The organism is Candidatus Weimeria sp. HCP3S3_B5, from assembly GCF_052064335.1.
In the GTDB taxonomy this organism is placed as follows: domain Bacteria; phylum Bacillota; class Clostridia; order Lachnospirales; family Lachnospiraceae; genus Weimeria.
In genome coordinates this window covers 49,385-68,073 of record NZ_JBQHVU010000008.1, presented here as the reverse complement: position 1 = coordinate 68,073, position 18,689 = coordinate 49,385, and the positions used below count along the sequence as shown (strand labels likewise).

18 protein-coding genes and 1 other annotated feature are annotated in these 18,689 nt (G+C 46.5%); of the genes, 16 read left to right on the top strand and 2 right to left on the bottom strand.

Annotated elements, in window-relative coordinates:
• Window positions 1–194: 194 nt before the first annotated feature.
• Window positions 195–422, bottom strand: coding sequence for a DUF1858 domain-containing protein (locus tag ACTNCK_RS05585; RefSeq protein WP_441081508.1), 228 nt, complete (start codon window positions 420–422; stop codon window positions 195–197).
• 342 nt (window positions 423–764) lie between these two features.
• Here ACTNCK_RS05585 and ACTNCK_RS05580 point away from each other — a divergent pair, with 342 nt between their 5' ends.
• Together ACTNCK_RS05580 and ACTNCK_RS05575 are read left to right on the top strand one after the other, a co-directional pair.
• Window positions 765–4,295 (top strand): DNA polymerase III subunit alpha, encoded by a 3,531-nt coding sequence (locus tag ACTNCK_RS05580; protein ID WP_441081507.1) that lies wholly within the window; start codon window positions 765–767, stop codon window positions 4,293–4,295.
• 76 nt (window positions 4,296–4,371) lie between these two features.
• A complete protein-coding gene (locus ACTNCK_RS05575; RefSeq protein ID WP_441081506.1) occupies window positions 4,372–5,598 on the top strand; it encodes a DUF438 domain-containing protein in 1,227 nt (408 codons plus the stop codon).
• Here the strand turns inward: ACTNCK_RS05575 and pepF are convergent.
• A complete protein-coding gene (gene pepF, locus ACTNCK_RS05570) occupies window positions 5,591–7,378 on the bottom strand; it encodes an oligoendopeptidase F (RefSeq protein ID WP_441081504.1) in 1,788 nt (595 codons plus the stop codon). The genes ACTNCK_RS05575 and pepF overlap by 8 nt on opposite strands.
• 135 nt (window positions 7,379–7,513) lie before the next feature.
• Between pepF and ACTNCK_RS05565 the strand changes: the two genes are divergently transcribed.
• The 14 genes from ACTNCK_RS05565 (at window position 7,514) to rplJ (ending at window position 18,617) form a co-directional block, all read left to right on the top strand.
• Complete coding sequence (locus tag ACTNCK_RS05565) at window positions 7,514–7,693, top strand: DUF6472 family protein (RefSeq protein ID WP_441081502.1); 180 nt, start codon at window positions 7,514–7,516, stop codon at window positions 7,691–7,693.
• 13 nt (window positions 7,694–7,706) lie between these two features.
• Window positions 7,707–8,606, top strand: a complete 900-nt coding sequence (gene trxB, locus ACTNCK_RS05560) for a thioredoxin-disulfide reductase (RefSeq protein ID WP_441081500.1) — start codon at window positions 7,707–7,709, stop codon at window positions 8,604–8,606.
• Between the two features lie 144 nt (window positions 8,607–8,750).
• Entirely contained in the window at window positions 8,751–9,989 is a 1,239-nt protein-coding gene (locus tag ACTNCK_RS05555) for a C40 family peptidase (protein WP_441081498.1), read from the top strand.
• A gap of 186 nt (window positions 9,990–10,175) precedes the next feature.
• On the top strand, window positions 10,176–11,267 hold the full coding sequence (locus tag ACTNCK_RS05550; RefSeq protein ID WP_441081495.1) for a PucR family transcriptional regulator: 1,092 nt from the start codon (window positions 10,176–10,178) through the stop codon (window positions 11,265–11,267).
• A complete protein-coding gene (ftsE, locus tag ACTNCK_RS05545) occupies window positions 11,264–11,935 on the top strand; it encodes a cell division ATP-binding protein FtsE (RefSeq protein WP_441081493.1) in 672 nt (223 codons plus the stop codon). The genes ACTNCK_RS05550 and ftsE overlap by 4 nt, the downstream gene beginning before the upstream one ends.
• Complete coding sequence (gene ftsX, locus ACTNCK_RS05540) at window positions 11,935–12,843, top strand: permease-like cell division protein FtsX (protein ID WP_441081491.1); 909 nt, start codon at window positions 11,935–11,937, stop codon at window positions 12,841–12,843. The genes ftsE and ftsX overlap by 1 nt, the downstream gene beginning before the upstream one ends.
• Window positions 12,836–14,074, top strand: coding sequence for a S41 family peptidase (locus ACTNCK_RS05535; RefSeq protein ID WP_441081490.1), 1,239 nt, complete (start codon window positions 12,836–12,838; stop codon window positions 14,072–14,074). Before ftsX ends, ACTNCK_RS05535 begins: the two co-directional genes overlap by 8 nt.
• A gap of 37 nt (window positions 14,075–14,111) precedes the next feature.
• The gene (prfB, locus tag ACTNCK_RS05530) at window positions 14,112–15,257 is read left to right on the top strand and encodes a peptide chain release factor 2 (protein ID WP_441081488.1); all 1,146 of its coding nucleotides are present in this window, start codon (window positions 14,112–14,114) and stop codon (window positions 15,255–15,257) included.
• 351 nt (window positions 15,258–15,608) lie between these two features.
• Window positions 15,609–15,758: a 50S ribosomal protein L33 gene (rpmG, locus tag ACTNCK_RS05525; protein ID WP_441081486.1), complete on the top strand. Its 150-nt coding sequence runs from the start codon at window positions 15,609–15,611 to the stop codon at window positions 15,756–15,758.
• A gap of 11 nt (window positions 15,759–15,769) precedes the next feature.
• Window positions 15,770–15,982, top strand: coding sequence for a preprotein translocase subunit SecE (secE, locus tag ACTNCK_RS05520; protein ID WP_441081484.1), 213 nt, complete (start codon window positions 15,770–15,772; stop codon window positions 15,980–15,982).
• 13 nt (window positions 15,983–15,995) lie between these two features.
• Window positions 15,996–16,523, top strand: a complete 528-nt coding sequence (nusG, locus tag ACTNCK_RS05515; RefSeq protein WP_441081483.1) for a transcription termination/antitermination protein NusG — start codon at window positions 15,996–15,998, stop codon at window positions 16,521–16,523.
• Window positions 16,524–16,541: 18 nt separating this feature from the next.
• Complete coding sequence (rplK, locus tag ACTNCK_RS05510) at window positions 16,542–16,967, top strand: 50S ribosomal protein L11 (RefSeq protein ID WP_441081481.1); 426 nt, start codon at window positions 16,542–16,544, stop codon at window positions 16,965–16,967.
• 224 nt (window positions 16,968–17,191) lie between these two features.
• On the top strand, window positions 17,192–17,887 hold the full coding sequence (gene rplA, locus ACTNCK_RS05505) for a 50S ribosomal protein L1 (RefSeq protein WP_441081479.1): 696 nt from the start codon (window positions 17,192–17,194) through the stop codon (window positions 17,885–17,887).
• Between the two features lie 41 nt (window positions 17,888–17,928).
• Window positions 17,929–18,062 (top strand) — a sequence feature (ribosomal protein L10 leader region).
• A gap of 33 nt (window positions 18,063–18,095) precedes the next feature.
• Window positions 18,096–18,617, top strand: coding sequence for a 50S ribosomal protein L10 (rplJ, locus tag ACTNCK_RS05500; RefSeq protein WP_441081477.1), 522 nt, complete (start codon window positions 18,096–18,098; stop codon window positions 18,615–18,617).
• Window positions 18,618–18,689: the final 72 nt, after the last annotated feature.

Below are 18,689 nucleotides of genomic sequence, written 5' to 3'. Positions count from 1 at the left end.
AGCGAGCCATAGGCGAAGCTCGAATTTAGCGAAAAGAACTTCCTTGTTAGCGAAAGCAAGCCGTAGGCGCAGCTTGAGCTTAGCGAGCAGAACTTCATTATGGCCAAAAGCATAGAGACAAGAGCTTCGCTTACGTTCGCTCTTGTCTCTGTGCTTTCGGCCTTAGTAGCCAGAGGATTTATATGAAATCCTGATTACTCCTCAAAGGTAAATCCCTTCTCTTTCAGTGCATGCAGAATTGTCTCCAGCGGTATGTCATGTCTTCCGGCAGCCTCAGGGATCGTTACATGAACTCCCATGATCCTTCTGTGCTCTGGATCTGCGAGAGGAGTAAATCCTAATCCTACCAGAACATCAACTACCTCAGGATATGCATCGCAGATTGCTGCAACATTATCTTTCAAATTTATTACTTTGTCCATCGTGAATATTCCTCCTGTTGTCTGTTGCTTTTTTTGTAACCATCCCTAGTATAGTTTGGGATGAAACGATTTTATGTTGTTATAACAACGAATATAGCCATTCCGAAATTTTTTTATAGACAACTGCTCTATCTAAGGATCAAAGCCTGCTGCAGGCTCATCCTCTGTGATGCCACAGATTCCTGAATACTCATTATCCGTCAAGATGTAATTCTGTTGATTGCGGTCTTTGAAGATAGAAAACTTTGTGAATTTTGTCACTAGGAGAATAACTGATCAAGAGGACAAAAGAATCCGCTTTTATGGTATAATTACCTGAGCTGTTAAAATCGGAGGTAACAAATGTCTTTTGTGCATCTGCATACGCATACACAGTATTCTATACTTGATGCGTCCAACAAGATAGATAACTATATAGCAAGAGTAAGCTCCCTGGGAATGAATGCGGCTGCTATCACTGACCATGGAAATATGTACGGAGCCATAGAGTTCTACCAGAAGGCCAGAAAGGCAGGCATAAAGCCGGTTATAGGATGCGAGGTCTATGTGGCCACAGGAAGCAGGCTTGATAAGAACGCAAGGAAGGGCGATGCCAGATATTACCACCTTATTCTTCTCTGCGAGAATATGACCGGATATCAGAATCTTATAAAGCTTGTTTCTATAAGCAATTCAGAGGGCTTTTATTTCAAGCCCCGTATAGATCATGAATGTCTTGAAAGATATCACGAGGGACTTATTGCCCTGTCAGCCTGCATAGCCGGAGAGGTCGCGAGAAGCGCGATGATAAGCTATGACAAGGCTAAGGAGACGGCGCTCTGGTATCAGAAGGTGTTCGGAGAGGGTAATTATTTCCTTGAGATGCAGAATCATCTGGATGGTTCGATTGAGCAGAAGATCACCAATCAGACAGTAATAAGGATAAGTAAGGAAACAGGTATACCGCTTGTCGTGACAAATGACTGCCATTACACACTGCCTGAGGATGCAGAGAGCCATGATGTGCTTTTATGCATGCAGGAGAACAAGCTGGTCACAGACCAGGACAGGATCCGCTATGAGGGCGGCCAGTATTATGTCAAGAGCGAGGAAGAGATGAGGGAGCTCTTCCCGGATTTTGACGATGCAATAGAAAATACACAGAAGATAGCGGACAGATGTCAGGTTGACTTTGTATTCAACCAGTACAAGAAACCTAATTATACTCTGCCTGAGGGACATGAAGGACAGAGTGCTCTGGACTTTCTTACGGAACTTATCGAAACGGGTTTCGTTGAAAGATATGTAAACAACCCTGATTATAACGATGATCAGCGCCAGCAGATCCATATGGATACGATGAAAGAGCTTTCCGTAATAAAGGAGAAGGGTTTCGTCGAATATATCCTTATAGTATGGGATTACATCAACTGGGCAAATACCCATGGCTGCAAGACAGGGCCGGGCCGTGGATCGGCTGCCGGAAGCCGGGTCTGCTACTGTATAGGTATTACTGCCATTGATCCTGTGAAATATAACCTTCTCTTCGAGCGCTTCCTTAATCCAGAGCGTGTATCAATGCCGGATATTGACGTGGATTTCGAGGACCGTGAGAGAAACAGGGTCATAAGCGACTATATATTCTCCAAGTACGGAGCTGACCACGTAAGCCTTATCACTACATTCCAGAATATGAAGGCCAAGGCAGTGATAAAGGATGTGGGAAGGGCAATGGGTATACCATTTTCCGAGACAAACCGGGTGTCAAAGCTTATTCCCAATGAGCTCAATATCACACTTGAGGCTGCCCTTAAGAAGGTGCCGGATCTGGCTGAGACGGCCAGAAAGTCGCCCGAGAATATAAAATGGTTTAAGGCAGCAGAGGAGCTTGAGGGTATTCCAAAGTCCACAGGAGTGCATGCAGCCGGTGTAGTCATCTATCCTGAAAGGGCCGATCAGTGCATGCCTCAGGGCAGATCAAAGGACGGGACTCCTGCCTGTGAATACAACATGATACAGCTCGAGCAGCTCGGCTATCTGAAGATGGACTTCCTTGGCCTGCGTACACTTACAGTTGTAAAGGATGCTGTAAAAAATATAAAGGAAAACCGTGGCATAGATGTGGATATCGACCACATTGACTTAAATGACAAAAAGACTCTTGAATTCATAGGCACAGGAAAGACAGCAGGTGTCTTCCAGCTGGAGGGAGCCGGAATGCAGTCCTTCATGAAGGAGCTTGCTCCGTCATCGTTTGAGGATATAATCGCCGGTATCTCCCTATATCGTCCGGGTCCCATGCAGTTCATACCTGATTATATAAAGGGAAAGAAGGATCCGGATTCTGTAGTATACAAATGTAAGGCTCTTGAACCTATCCTTAAGGATACCTATGGCTGCATAGTCTATCAGGAGCAGGTCATGCAGATCGTGCAGTCACTGGCCGGCTACTCGATGGGCCAGGCCGATATCATGCGGCGTGCCATGTCAAAGAAGCATCAGGATGAGATTCAGGCAGGCCGAAGCTCCTTTGTATATGGAAGCGGAAATCCCGGTGAGAAGGGATATGTGCCGGGCTGCATCAAGAACCATATCTGCGACAGTGATCAGGAGTCGGAGCGGGTAGCAAACGAGATCTACGATTCCATGCTGGATTTCGCCCAGTATGCCTTCAATAAATCTCATGCGGCCTGCTATGCAGTTCTCAGTATGCAGACAGCATTTTTAAAATATTATTATCCTGCTGAGTATATGGCAGCCCTCCTTACCTCTGTGATCGATTCCTCAGGCAAGCTCTATGATTATCTGAATGCAGCCAGGGATATGGGACTTAAGGTCCTGCCTCCTGATGTGAATGAGGGAAGAGGAGAGTTCTCTGTAAGCGATGGAAGCTTGAGATACGGGCTTAATGCTGTGAAGGCTCTTGGGTCAGCGATGGCTGACAATATAGTAAAGGAAAGAGAAAGAGGAGGAAAATATATTTCCTATGAGGATTTCCTCAGACGCTGCATTCCGCTTGGCCTCAACAAGAGAACCATGGAAAATCTGGTCAAGTCCGGAGCCTGCGACTGCTTCGGGGCCAACCGCAGGTCAATGTATGCAGGGATAAGCACCATAATGGATGATATCTCCCGTGAGCAGAAGGATATGGTCACAGGCCAGATGTCATTTATGGACCTTATCTCCTCGGATGAGGACAGAAGGAAGCTTGAGCATTCACTTCCTGTCACGCCTGAGTTTGACAGGGATATGCTGCTTTCCTTCGAGAAGGAGGTCATGGGTATCTATATAAGCGGTCATCCTCTTGAGGAATATCTTCCTGTGATAAAGAAGAATGTAACGCTTTATTCGAGGGATTTCCACAGGAACGAGGAGACCGGGACAGTTGATGTGGTGCAGAATCAGCGTGGTGTCATTGGTGTAGTAGTAAATGAGATCTCGGTCAAATATACAAGGACAGACAGAGCCATGGCATTTGTCACCGCTGAGGACCTCTATGGCTCTATGGAGATCATATTTTTCCCGGATTGCTTTGATAAGTACAGGAATTCAATAGTTGAGGACGGCAAGTATCTGATAAAGGGTCATGCCTCTGTTGATGACGAGGAGGACGCGACCTTTATTGCTGATCAGGTGATAAGCTTCAAGGATCTGACAAAGGAGCTCTGGGTCAGGTTTTCTGACAAGAAGACCTTTCTTGATATAGAAAAAAGCTTCCTGTCGATCTTTGAGGGAAGGCCAGGGGGCGATGATACCATAGTTGCCTTTATTGCAGACCAGAAGCTTATGAAGAAATATTCAAGCCTTCATATAAGGATAGATCAGGATCTGATAGAAGAGGTCAGGAAATTCGCAGGAGAGGAGAATGTCTCTATAACCAGCGGGAAAATTTAATGTTGGATTTGCAACGTACAAGGTCAGTCTGCGGTGTTATATTTTTTCCAGAAGATAAGAAATGGAGGAAAATAACATGGCAGACAGAGCAGAGCTACTTAAGGATTATGTAAAGAGACTTAGTGAGGGAGAGGACCTTGAAAGGGTAAAGGCCGAGTTCATCGCAAACTTCAGCGATGTCGATGCGGCAGAGATTGCTAAGGCAGAGCAGGCTATGATAGAGTCAGGAACAAAGATCTCTGATGTACAGAGACTCTGCGATGTCCATTCGGCTCTTTTTCATGGAGCTACTGTCCAGGAGAGGATAGATAATGCGGAAAAAGCGGTTAATAAATCGCTTGGAATATCTGAAAGGCTTAAGAGAAGTGACGGGGCCGGCGAGGAATTCACCAGACTAAGAGAGATAAAGGGACATCCTCTGAATATTTTCTATCTTGAAAACCGTGCTGTGGAAAAGCAGCTTTCGGAGGCCAGAAGGGCACTTTCAGAAAAGAAGGACATTCTCCCTGTTCTTGAAAGAACAAGACAGATAGCTCTTCATTATGCAAAAAAAGGCGACCTGATATATCCAGTCCTTAAAAAGGATTATGGCTTCAGAGGTCCCTCAGATGTGATGTGGGGTGTGGATGACGAGATAAGAGATGAGCTCCGTACTCTGACTGGCGAAGCAGAAAGAAATCCAAAGAGAATGGATGAGACCGCCTGGCAGGAGAGGATAGACAGGGTCCTTACCAGGGCAGAGGAGATGGTCTATAAGGAGGATAATATCCTTTTCCCTCTCTGCGCAAAGAATTTCAGCGAGCAGGTCTGGAAGGGCATTGCAAGGGATCTGTCTGATTATGAGTCCCTGCCTGGAGTAGAGTTCTCCCAGTGGGAGGAGGCATCTCCTTCATTTGAGATGTCTTCATCTGAGTCAGAGGTCAGATTCCCGGGAGGTCATATGAGCGTCGAGCAGCTTAACGCCATGCTTGATACGATCCCGCTAGAGATCTCCTTTATCGATGAAAATGATATAAACAGATATTTCAATTCAGGAAAAGAAAAGAAGCTTTTCAAAAGACCTCTTGCTGCGATAGACAGGGAGGTATATACCTGCCATCCGCCAAAGGTCGAGCCTATGGTCAGAATGGTGATAGGTGAGCTTAAAAGCGGAGAAAAGGATTCGGTTGATCTGTGGACCAACCGCGAAGGCAGGCCTGTCCTGATCCGCTATATGGCTGTGCGTGACAGGACAGGCAGATATGTTGGAACAATGGAGGTCGTTTCAGATATGACCTTTGCCAGAGATCACTTCACTAAATAAGAGAAGATGCCTGATCCACATAGTCCTTGAACCGGTCAAGGGCAGCGTCGATCGGATCACGCCTTGTCAGATCAACTCCTGCATGGCGAAGCTCATCTATAGGATCGGCGCTCCCGCCCATTGACAGGAATTCGAGATAGTGCTCGAGAGCTCCCTCCTTATGATCAAGGATAGACTCGGAGATGGCAACTGCAGCACAGTAGCTTGTCGCATATTTATATACATAGAATGGCCTGTAGAAGTGAGGGATACGCGCCCATTCAAGCCTTACCTGACTGTCGTAGGTCAGATTTTCTCCGAAATAGTCCTTTATCAGTTTCTCATATATATCATTTAAGGCGGAGGCATTCAGTGCCTCCCCTTTTTCAGATAGCCTGTGGGCCTTATCCTCGAATTCTGCAAACATGGTCTGCCTGTAGACAGTCCCCTTGAAGCCCTCCAGATACTGATTCAGATAGCAAAGCTTTTCGCGCGGATCATCAGTTGTCTTCAGGAGATGGGATACGAGCAGGTTTTCATTTACAGTTGATGCAACCTCGGCTACAAAGAGCGTATAGTCGGCATACTGAGGCGGCTGCTTATGGTTTGACAGATATGTCTGCATGGAATGACCCATCTCATGTGCTATAGTAGAAACAGAGTCAAGGGTTCCTGTGAAATTCAAAAGTATATAAGGGTTGCTCCTGTAGGTACCGGATGAGTATGCGCCTGATGTCTTTCCCTTGTTTGGATAGACATCCATCCATCTTTCCTTGAAGGCCTTCCTTACTGTATCTGTATAGCTTTTTCCGAGAGGTGAGAGTGCCTCAAGCACCATTTCCTCTGCCTGATCCAGAGAGTAGCTTTTTTCGTTGCCCTTTACAAGAGGGGCATAGAGGTCGTAGTAGTGAAGCTCATCAAGACCAAGGATTCTTTTCCTTAAGGCAGCATAGTCATACATAGCTGGCAGATGATCCCTTACCGCTGCGGTCAGGTTGTCATAGACATCTTCAGGTATACATTCCTCAGCCATGGACATGGCACGGCTGCTTACATATCCCCTTGCAGCTGCCCTTGCGCAGGCAGATCTGACGGCACCCTGATAGGCTGCTGCAAATGTATTTATATGCTTTTCATATCCCTTATAAAAGCTGTCAAATGAATTCTTTCTCAGGATCCTGTCGTCAGAGGATTGGAGCAGGATATAGTTAGCTCCTGTCACCTCGATGGGCTGCCCATTCTTGTCTGTCACCGGATCAAAGGTCAGATCCACATCCTGAAGGGTGTTGGCTATATCCTTAGGAGCGCCAAGTGCAGCTGTAAATGAGGCCAGAAGCTTCTCCTGATCAGCGCTTAAGGTGTGGGCCTTTCTTCTTATAAGAAGGGTCAGGGTATAACGGTAGTCCTTTAGCTCATCGCTTTCCTTTATTTCATTTAAGGTGTCCTGATCCAGCGAAAGGATCTCTGGCTCGGCAAAGGCGGTCGCGCTTAAGACACGTGTATACTCGGAATAGATCCTCTGATACATCCTCTGTCCCTTGTCAGCTCCGTTATCCTCGTTCTTTCTAAGCGAGGCATAGCAGAAAAGGTCGTCAAGGAGAAGTGAAAGGTCTGTCATGCTGTCATAATAGCCCTTTATAGTAGGGGCATCCTTTAATCTTCCCTGAAAGGCCATGACAGCACTGGTCTTTTGATCAAGCTCCGTAAAGGCATGCTCCCAGTCCCGATCGCTTTTATAAAGGGAGCTTAGGTCCCAGGTAAACTTCCTGTCGGCATCTTTTCTATCGATAAGCTTTGTCATCTTTACCTCCTATCAAATGTAAGACATGAAAATAATAACAGATATGATATATGGTGACAAGGCTTGGGATTTCTTGAAAAATAGCCTCGTTTATGATAAGGTACTAATCACGCGTGGATATGGAGGTGGCCTTCTATGAGCGGAATGTGTGAGTCATGTAATAACTATGTCTATGATGAGGACGATGAGGCTTATGTCTGCGATGTGGATATAGACGAGGATGATATGGTCCGTCTTTTTTCGTCGCATTATAAGGAATGCCCGTTTTACAGATCTGATAATGAGTATGCTGTAGTAAAGCATCAGGCATTCTAGAAAGGAGAAGCATATGTACGATACAGTGATCATTGGAAGCGGCCCTGCCGGGCTTTCGGCAGCCATATACGGGGTCAGAGCCGGTCTTAGGACTCTTCTTATAGAGAATACTCCTGTAGGAGGAGGGCAGATAGCTACAACCGATGTAGTCGATAATTATCCGGGACTTCCGGGGATAAACGGAATGGAGCTGGGTATGAAATTCAGGGAACACGCAGCTAAGCTCGGATGCGAGTTTATGGACGGAACTGCTAAGGCAGTTACAGCTTCTAAGGTGACCCTTGAGAGCGGGGAGGAGATAGAGACAAGGACGGTTATCCTTGCTATGGGAGCAGATCACAGGCAGCTCGGTGTGCCGGGAGAGGAAAAGTTCAGAGGAAAGGGAGTATCCTACTGCGCGACCTGCGACGGGGCCTTTTTCAGAGGAAAGGATGTCGCTGTAGTCGGAGGCGGAGATGTGGCCTTAGGTGACGCCATCTATCTGTCACGCTTTGCAAAAAAGGTATATCTGATCCATAGAAGAAACGAGTTCCGCGGAGCCAGGTCCCTGGCAAGACAGGTGGAGGGGATCTCAAATGTTACACTTGTTATGGATACTGTAGTAAAGTCTGTAGGGGGTGAGGATAAGGTAAGAGGTCTTGAAACAGAGAACAGGACGACAGGAGAGACCGTGCTTATCCCTGTAGACGGAGTGTTCATGGCTGTCGGGACAAGGCCAAAAACCGATGGCATTGATGGACTTCCTGATATGGACGAAAGAGGCTATATAAAGGCCGGCGAGGACTGCATTACAAGCATTCCAGGGATCTTTGCGGCCGGAGATATAAGGACCAAGAAGCTTCGCCAGGTGATCACGGCGGCAGCGGACGGAGCCAATGCCGCTACATCGGCCTATGATTACATAACGCAGTAAAGGCAGTAGTAAATATTGAAATTTTTTCAATTTTTTTTTAAGAAATAGCTTGACAAAAACCTCTTACCAGTGTATATTAACAAATGTAACAAATTTGTAATAACTGTTAATGACAATATAACAAATTTATAAGAGGTTATAAGAATGAATCGTAATCGCAAGGTACAGGCGGCAGCACTTACACTTTCAGCAGGGATCATGCTTGCAGGAGCAGCACTTCCGACACAGGCAGCACCGGTTGCCGGAGCTTCCGCAATGGTAAGGCTTGCAACTAATGATACGGATGCCAGTCAGGCTGATACAGCAGATCAGGCTGTTACAGGTACTGGAAGTACTCTTTCAGGTGTCAACAGAGCTCTTGCAGATATAGTTTCAGATACATCAGATGAGCTTGATGCTGAGGAGGATCAGGCAGCTGCAGAGAAAGCAGCCGAGCAGCAGAAGTATGACAAGCTCGCGATCGCAAGGGTTTCAGATTTTGCGAATGTAAGAAAGCATGCAAGCCAGAGCTCAAAGCTTGTAGGCCATATCTACAATGACAATCTCGGTCATGTCATCGATACAAAGAAGGGCTGGACCAAGATCAAGTCCGGAAAGGTTACAGGCTGGGTCAAGAATGAGTATCTTACAGTAGGAAGCAAGGACGCGGTCGAGAAGGCAGCTGTTCCTGTAGCTACAGTAAATACCACAACACTCAAGGTTCGTGCAAAGGCTGATTCGGATTCAGAGGTTTTAGATCTTGTACCTGGCAGCTCAGAACTTAAGGTTTTAGCAGATGAGAAGGATGGCTGGATCAAGGTAAAGGCTGATGATGACAAGGGATATGTTTCAGCTGATTATGTCACAGTAAGAGATACCTTCTCACATGCTAAGACAATAGAGTCTATTAAGGCAGCTAAGAAGGCAAAGGCAGCAAGAGCAGTAGTAAGAGATGAGGTTTCAGATTCATCCGCATCATCTTCTTCGTCTTCATCTTCATCTTCTTCGTCTTCATCATCGAGCCAGTCATCAGGAAGCTCATCATATCAGGCTCCTTCAGGCGGCAGCGGAAGCTCAGTTGCAAGCTATGCCTGCCAGTTCGTAGGGAATCCGTATGTATGGGGCGGTACATCTCTTACAAATGGAGCTGATTGCTCAGGATTTGTAATGAGTGTATACAGGAAGTTCGGTGTTAGTCTTCCTCATTCATCATCAGCTGACAGAAGCGTAGGAAGAGGAGTTTCCACATCAGAGATGCAGCCTGGTGATATTGTTTGCTACAGCGGACACGTAGCACTCTATATCGGCGGAGGACGTATCGTTCATGCATCAAATGCCCGTGACGGTATCAAGATCTCTAATGCAAATTACAGAAACATAGCAGCAGTCCGTCGTGTACTTTGATCCTATAAAGGTGGCACCCCCTCACAGGGGGTGCTTTTTTAATGCTGTTTTTCACGCATAATGCATAAAAAGTAACAAAAAGGTCTTTTATTTTTCGTCAGATTGTATTAAACTATAAGGAGTACTTGTAAATATTGCTCAAAAATGACAGGCATTTTTAGTGCACATTTACCAATGGGGGTTATAATGATCACTAATCAGATTTTACAAAAGACGATAGACGGATTATGTGCTATCACAAAGGTGGATTTTGCTGTTACGGATCCGGAGGGTGCTGTGCTGGCCTCCACAATGACTGATGCCCCCCGTTACAGTGCGTCAACGGTCGACTTTGCCAAGTCCCATGCAGAGAGCCAGGTAATGGACGGCTGCGACTTTTTCAAGGTATATGACGATGGCAATCTGGAGTTCATCCTTATATCAAGGGATGACGATGAGGACAAGGCGCAGGGAATGGGCAAGGTCTGTGCATTCCAGCTCTCTGAGCTAACAGTAGCCTATAAGGAAAGGTTTGACAGGGACAATTTCATTAAGAATCTCCTGCTCGATAATCTCCTGCTCGTCGACATTTACAACAGGTCAAAGAAGCTTCATATAGATGTCGAGGCTTTAAGGGTCTGTATAGTTATAGAGATAAATGACAAGATCAAGCGCGGAGACGAGATGGAGTGTGTAAGAGGCATATTCGGAAGCAAGAACCATGATTTCGTCACTGCGGTTGACGAGGATAATATAATAGTAGTAAAGCAGCTCGCACAGAACAGCTATGATGAAGTAGAGAAGGCCTGCGAAAGCGTCTTTCAGGTTTTCTGTGACAGACAGCAGGATGCAGTCAGAATCTCCTATGGCACTATAGTTACTGACTTGAAGGATGTGTCCCGTTCCTATAAGGAGGCAGTGCTGGCACTTGACGTAGGAAAGATATTCTTCTCAGACAAGCAGATCATAGCTTATTCAGTGCTTGGTATCGGACGTCTGATTTATCAGCTGCCGATCCCTCTGTGCAAGATGTTCATTGGCGAGATATTCGGAGACCGTTCTCCTGATGACTTTGATGAGGAGACTCTGGTTACCATCAACAAATTTTTTGAAAACAGTCTGAATGTTTCTGAGACATCGAGACAGCTCTATATACACAGGAATACACTGGTATACCGTCTCGACAAGATCCAGAAGAGCACAGGACTGGATCTTCGTGTATTTGACGATGCTATAACATTCAAGATCGCCATGATGGTTGTAGAATACATGAAGTATATGGAGGCGCAGGATTTTTGATCACACTTACAAATGTCACAAAGACATACGAGAAGGGCGTGGCAGCCTTAAAGGATATAAGCATGGATATAGATCAGGGTGAATTCGCATTTATAGTCGGAGATTCCGGCTCTGGAAAGTCTACCCTGATCAAGCTTCTTCTTAAGGAATTCCCACCTACCGCAGGAAAGATCGAGGTGGCAGGTAAGGATCTTTCCAGGATTAGACATAAGGACATTCCTGAATACAGAAGGAAGATCGGATGTGTATTCCAGGATTTCAGACTGTTAAAGGACAGGAATGTCTATGAAAATGTGGCCTTTGCCATGAGAGTCACAGGAGCCTCAAAGCGTGAGATAAAGAAAAGGGTTCCGCAGATGCTTTCACGTGTAGGGCTTGCCAGCAAATATCGTTCTCTTCCCAACCATCTGTCAGGAGGAGAGCAGCAGAGAGTTGCGATTGCAAGAGCTCTTGTCAATCATCCCAAGATCCTTCTTGCGGATGAGCCGACAGGAAATCTCGACGGCCACAATGCCTGGGAGATAATGAAGCTTCTCGACGAGATCAATAAGGACGGTACCACGGTCCTTGTCGTAACCCATAATATGGAGATCGTCCGGGCTATGAACAAGCGTGTGATCACTATCTACAAGGGAACTCTTATGAGCGACGAAGAGGAGGCTCTCTGATGAATTTCAGCTCATTTAACTACAATCTGAGGCAGGGACTAAAGAACATATGGAGGAACAAGATGTTCTCGCTCGCCTCGGTAGCTACTATGACAGCCTGCATATTTCTTTTCGGCCTCTTTTATGCGGTAAGCATGAACTTTGGCGGAATGCTCAAAAATGCCGAGAAGGGTGTTGCTGTTACTGTTTATTTCGATAATAACGCGACCCAGACCCAGATCGATAAGATAGGTACAGCCATAAGCAAAAGGAAAGAGGTCAGGACCTATAAGTTCGTGACGGCTGACGAGGCCTGGAAGGAGTTCCAGAAAAGCTATTTCGGCAACCACAAGGATGCAGCCAAGTCGTTTGCAGACGACAATCCACTTAAGGACATGGCCAATTACGAAATCTATCTGAAGGATGTATCAAAGCAGGCTAAGCTTGTAAAGTATTTAAGCTCGCTAGAGGGAGTCCGTGAGGTCCATCAGTCTGCATCTACGGCCCGCACACTTACAGACTTCAATGCTCTTGTTAGGCTTATCTCTATGGGCATAGTTCTTGTGCTCGTGGCAGTTGCAGTCTTTCTTATAAGCAATACCATTACGGTAGGTATCTCTGTCAGGAAAGAGGAGATAGCTATTATGAAGCTAATCGGAGCGAAGGATTCTTTTGTCAGGGAGCCTTTTATAGTAGAGGGTGTGACGATAGGTCTTATAGGATCCATTATTCCGCTCCTTCTTCTCTATACTCTCTATGGCAGGATAATCCGCTACGTTGCGACCCGTTTTGATGCACTGTCGAATATGTTTTCGTTCACTCCGATCGGAAGCATTTTCAGAGTCCTTGTTCCGGTTTCACTGATACTGGGAGTAGGAATAGGTTACGTTGGATCTCGTCTTACACTAAAGAAGCATTTACATGTCTGATAAGGAAAAAGCAAGCTCAAGTGATTTCAAAAAAGGCATTTTAGCCGGAGCCATAGGTGTTCTGGTATTTCTTGCTGCTCTTCTTACAGGAGCATATCTGATCCTTGGAAAGGCCTTCGATCTGGATTTTTTAAACATAAGATCCATAGCAAAGGTCAAGGTCATTTCCGGACTGATAGATAAATATTATTATAAGGATATTTCAGATAAGGATAAGGAGACCGGAGTCTACCGTGGTCTTGTCGGGGCAATGGATGATCCATATTCAGAGTATCTTACGAGCGCCGAATATAAGAAGATGCAGCAGGAGACTTCCGGGAAGTATACTGGCATAGGGATCAGTGTGACAAAGGATGCATCAAGCGGAAAGGTAAAGGTTGTAAGGGTCTTTTCAGGTTCACCGGCAGATCGGGCCGGACTGAAAAAGGGTGACTATATAATCGCCTGTGACGGATATATAGCTTCCGACATGAGCCTTTCAGATTTCACAGGCCATATAAAGGGAAGGGCAGGCAGTAAGGTAAATGTGGTCTATTCCCGGTCAGGCGTGAGAAAAAAGGTCAGCATAAGGCGCGAGAAGCTGACCTCGCAGTCTGTATGGGGACGGATGCTTGACAAAGAGCATGGCATCGGTTATATAAATATAGCCGAGTTCAACGGAACTACTGCAAAGGAATTCGAGAAGGAGCTTAAGTCTCTAAAGGGAGAGGGAATGAAGGCTGTGATCTATGATCTGAGGGAAAATCCCGGTGGACTTGTGGACTCTGTGACAAGGATACTTGATGATATCCTGCCAAAGGGCACCACTGTCTGTATGATGGATAAGAACGGCAAAAAGACGACCTTCAGCTCAGATGACAAGAAGCAGGAGAAGCTTGCTACCGTTGTGCTCGTATCAGGAGATACGGCCTCGGCAGCCGAGATCTTTTCGGGTGCTGTAAGGGATTTTAAGTACGGGACCCTGATAGGCACCAGGACCTTTGGAAAGGGGATAGTGCAGCAGGAGTTTACCTTAGGGGACGGCTCTGCTGTAAAGCTTACCGTAGAGAGATACTTTACTCCTGACGGTGAGTGCATACACAAGAAGGGCATTAAGCCTGATATAGTGCTGAAATACAGATATAGCGGTGACAGGGCAGGCCTTGATGACCTTTCGGACTATGATTTCTCAAAGGACAATCAGGTACAGAAGGGTATAAGCGTGCTTTTGGGCAAGCTTTTGTACCAATGAATGGATGGCGGGTCACTGACCAGATAAGGAGATAAAAGTGTTAGAATTTGACCAGATGAAGGGCGAGCTTTCGGGATATGAGCCTGTTATGAAGGAGGTTCTCGGATCGCTTGATATAGAAGGCAAGAAGAACAGGATAGAGGAGATGGAGCGTGAGATGGAGGCCCCTGACTTCTGGAATGATGCCGAGGCTGCAACAGCTAAGAGCCAGACACTTAAAAGCCTTAAGGATGATGTGACTGTAGCTGATGCTCTTCAGCAGAAATACGAGGATATAGAGACCTTTATCGAAATGGACCAGGAGATGGACGAGGATGATCCGGCTATGCTTGAGGAGGCAGAGCAGGAATTCGAGGAATTCAAAAAGGATCTTGAGGATTTAAGGATAAAGACCCTTCTCTCTGGCAAATACGACCACAACAATGCTATCGTGACCCTTCATGCCGGAGCAGGCGGAACAGAGGCAATGGACTGGACACAGATGCTCTATCGTATGTATATGAAGTGGGCAGACAAGCATGGATTTGCTGTCGAGCTATTAGATGAGGTAGAGGGGGACGAGGCAGGCCTTCAGTCTGTGACCTTTCAGGTAAATGGAGAAAATGCATACGGATATCTCCGTTCGGAGAAGGGAGTCCACAGGCTTGTGCGTATCTCTCCTTTCAATGCAAATGGTAAGAGACAGACCTCTTTTTCAAATGCTGATGTAATGCCGGAGCTTAAGGATGCCCCTGATATAGAGATAAAGGATGAGGATATCAGGATAGATACATATCGTTCGAGTGGAGCCGGTGGACAGCATATCAACAAGACCTCATCTGCGATCAGGATCACCCACTTTCCGACCGGGATTGTCGTTACCTGCCAGAATGAGCGAAGCCAGCACATGAACAAGGACAAGGCTATGGAGATGCTGCGTGCCAAGCTAGAGCTATTAAAGGAGCAGGAGCAGGAACAGAAGGAGGCCGAGATCAGAGGCGATGTGAATTCTATCAGCTGGGGCAACCAGATCCGTTCCTATGTTTTTCAGCCATACACAATGGTAAAGGATCTACGGACAGGCGAGGAGACCTCAAATGTCGATGGCGTGATGGATGGCGACCTGGATCCTTTCATGAACGCATATCTCAAGTGGGTATCACTGGGAAGACCGAAACGCGGAGTAGAGGCCGAAAGCCTGTAGGTAAGAGCGAGTCGAAGACGAAGCTCGAACCACAGGCGAGGTCGTTCTTTGAGATTAATGAGAGCAAGCCGAAGGCGCAGCTCGAATTTAGCGAAAAGAACTTCCTTAGCAGTAAGGTGCGAGGTGAGAGGTGAGAGGTGAGAGGTGTGAGGTGCGAGGTGTGAGGTGCGAGGTAGGAGGGCGTTAAATAAAAACTCCTTGACAAGGCTCTCTCTCCATGGTATTCTATTAAGGCTATGGATGACAGGGTCTTTTTTTTATGCTCTGAATCTGGCGGATAGCGGCTGCCGGGCACAGGTATGGAAATGACCCAAATAAACACACACAATAACTGATTTGGAGGTGGAAGTTGTGCGTACAAAGATAACACTTGCCTGCACAGAGTGTCAGCACAGAAACTACAATCTGACAAAGGACAAGAAGACACATCCTGAAAGGATGGAGACCAAGAAGTACTGCCCATTCTGCAGAAAGCATACTTTACACAAAGAGACAAAGTAAAGGAGCACCTTATGGCAGAAAGCAATGCTAAGACAAAGAAGAAGAGCATTTCTGAATGGTGGGAAGGCATAAAGGATGAGTTCCGCAAGATCGTCTGGGCTGATGCTCCTACGGTAGGACGTCAGACTTCAGCAACTGTCATTGTTTCAGTTGTACTTGCGCTGCTTATCGTTCTTTTCGATATGCTTATCAAGTTCGGATTTGAAAAAGTGATCAAACTTTGACGGAGGGCATGCAATGGCAGAGACACAAGCAAAGTGGTATGTGGCGCATACCTACTCAGGATATGAGAACAAGGTAAAGACCACTATCGAGGAGGCCGTCAAGAACCGTCATCTCGAGGATCTGATTCAGGAGGTTATGGTGCCTACCGAGGAAGTCACCGAGGTTAAGAACGGCAAAAGAAAGACGGCGGAGCACAAGCTCTTTCCGGGATATGTTCTGATCAAGATGGTGATGAATGATGATACCTGGTATATCGTAAGGAATACCAGAGGCGTTACGGGCTTTGTTGGCCCGGAGAGCAAGCCGGTTCCTCTTACCGATTTCGAGATGAGAAGCATGGGCGTTCGCACCACAGAGGATGTCAGGGTGGATTTCGGTGTCGGAGATACGGTCTCTGTACTCGGAGGTGTCTGGAAGGATACCGCCGGTGTGATCACCTCAATGAACACAAGCAAGCAGACAGTTACCATCAATGTAGAGATGTTCGGACGTGAAACCCCGGTTGAGATAGGTTTCGCAGACGTAAAGAAAGTCAATTGACTAGGAGGATGATTTAAAGTGGCTAAGAAGATCGAAGGATACATCAAGCTTCAGATTCAGGCCGGAAAAGCTACTCCGGCACCACCGGTTGGACCAGCACTTGGTCAGCACGGTGTGAATATCGTGGAGTTCACAAAGCAGTTCAACGCTAAGACGGCAGATATGGGAGATACAGTAGTACCTACCATCATCACAGTTTATGCTGACAGGAGTTTCTCATTTATCACAAAGACTCCTCCAGCAGCAGTCCTTATCAAGAAGGCCTGCAAGCTCCAGAAGGCATCAGGCGAGCCTAACAAGAATAAGGTAGCAAAGATCACCAAGGCTCAGCTTCAGGAGATAGCTGAGACAAAGATGCCAGATCTTAATGCAGCAGACATTGATTCCGCTATATCAATGATCGCTGGAACAGCTCGCTCAATGGGAGTAGAGGTAGTGGATTGACACAAGGCTTGTAGGAAAGAGCAAGCCGAGGGCGTCGCTCGAGCCACAAGTCAGGTTGTTCTGTGAGCTTAGCAAACAGAGCACAGGGTTATGGGTTTACGGGCATAGTTGGTATCAGATATGGCCCACTAGCACCTGATCCCTAATACCTCATACTACCTTTACCAACAGACAAGTGGGAGGGAACCTCTTCCCATAAACACCACAGGAGGAATTTTTTCACAATGAAAAGAGGAAAAAAGTATCAGGACGCACTGAAGTCCTATGATAAATCAAAACAGTACGATGCAGCTGAGGCAGTTGCAATCGTAAAGAAGAATGCCACAGCCAAGTTCGACGAGACAGTCGAGGTTCATATCCGTACAGGATGTGATGGACGTCATGCAGATCAGCAGATCCGTGGAGCGGTAGTTCTTCCTCATGGAACAGGTAAGACTGTTCGTGTCCTTGTATTCGCAAAGGGTGCAAAGGCAGATGAGGCTACAGCAGCAGGAGCTGATTTTGTAGGCGGCGATGAGCTCATTCCGAAGATCCAGAATGAGGGATGGCTTGATTTCGATGTAGTCGTAGCTACACCTGATATGATGAGCGTTGTTGGACGTCTGGGACGTGTTTTAGGACCTAAGGGTCTCATGCCTAACCCAAAGGCAGGAACAGTCACAATGGACGTTACAAAGGCTATCAACGATATTAAAGCCGGTAAGATCGAGTATCGTCTGGACAAGGCTAATATCATCCATGTACCAGTAGGTAAGGCTTCATTCAGTGAAGCTGATCTTGCTGACAACTTCCAGGCTCTTATGGATGCTATTGTCAAGGCTCGCCCTAGCACACTTAAGGGAACATACCTTAAGAACATTACAATTACTTCTACTATGGGACCTGGCGTTCGTGTAAACGCAGTTCCTTACGGAATGTGATTTTTCTGCTAGAAAGTACTTGACAAAAGCATCAGATAGATGTAATATTTAAAAGCTTGCCATAGACAGCAGGTGGATTTATCCGCAACGCATGCAACCTGCCGAGGTGATGTTTATCTATTAGACATTTCATGAACCCTGTGGCCAGCCCTCAGGGTTCTTTTTTATGAAGCAAGCGAGAATACAATACTTACAGGAGGTATAGATTTTGGCTAAAGTAGAGTTAAAGCAGCCGGTCGTAGACGAGATCTCCGAGCAGATCAAGGATGCGCAGTCAGTTGTTCTTGTTGACTACCGTGGCCTTACAGTCGCTCAGGACACACAGATGCGTAAGCAGCTGCGTGAAGCCGGATGCACTTACAAGGTTTACAAGAACACTATGATGAAGAGAGCATTCGCCGGAACAGACTGCGAGCAGCTTAGCGACCTTCTTGAGGGAACAAACGCTATCGCGATCAGCAAGGACGATGCATCGGCACCAGCCCGCATCATCACAAAGATCGCTAAGGACGCTCCTTCACTGGAGATCAAGGCTGGTATCGTAGAGGGATCCTTCTATGATGCAGCAGGGATGAAGACTATCGCAAGTGTTCCATCAAGAGAAGAGCTTCTTTCACGTCTGCTTGGTTCTCTCCAGAGCCCTATCACGAATTTCGCAAGGGTACTGAAGCAGATCGCAGACAAGGGAACAGATTCAGCTGCAGAGGAAGCAGCACCAGCAGCCGAGTAACGGTTAGCAAGGTGGTCAGGGAGTACGCCCAGATCATACAAAACAGATATCTATAGACATAATACAGGCAGG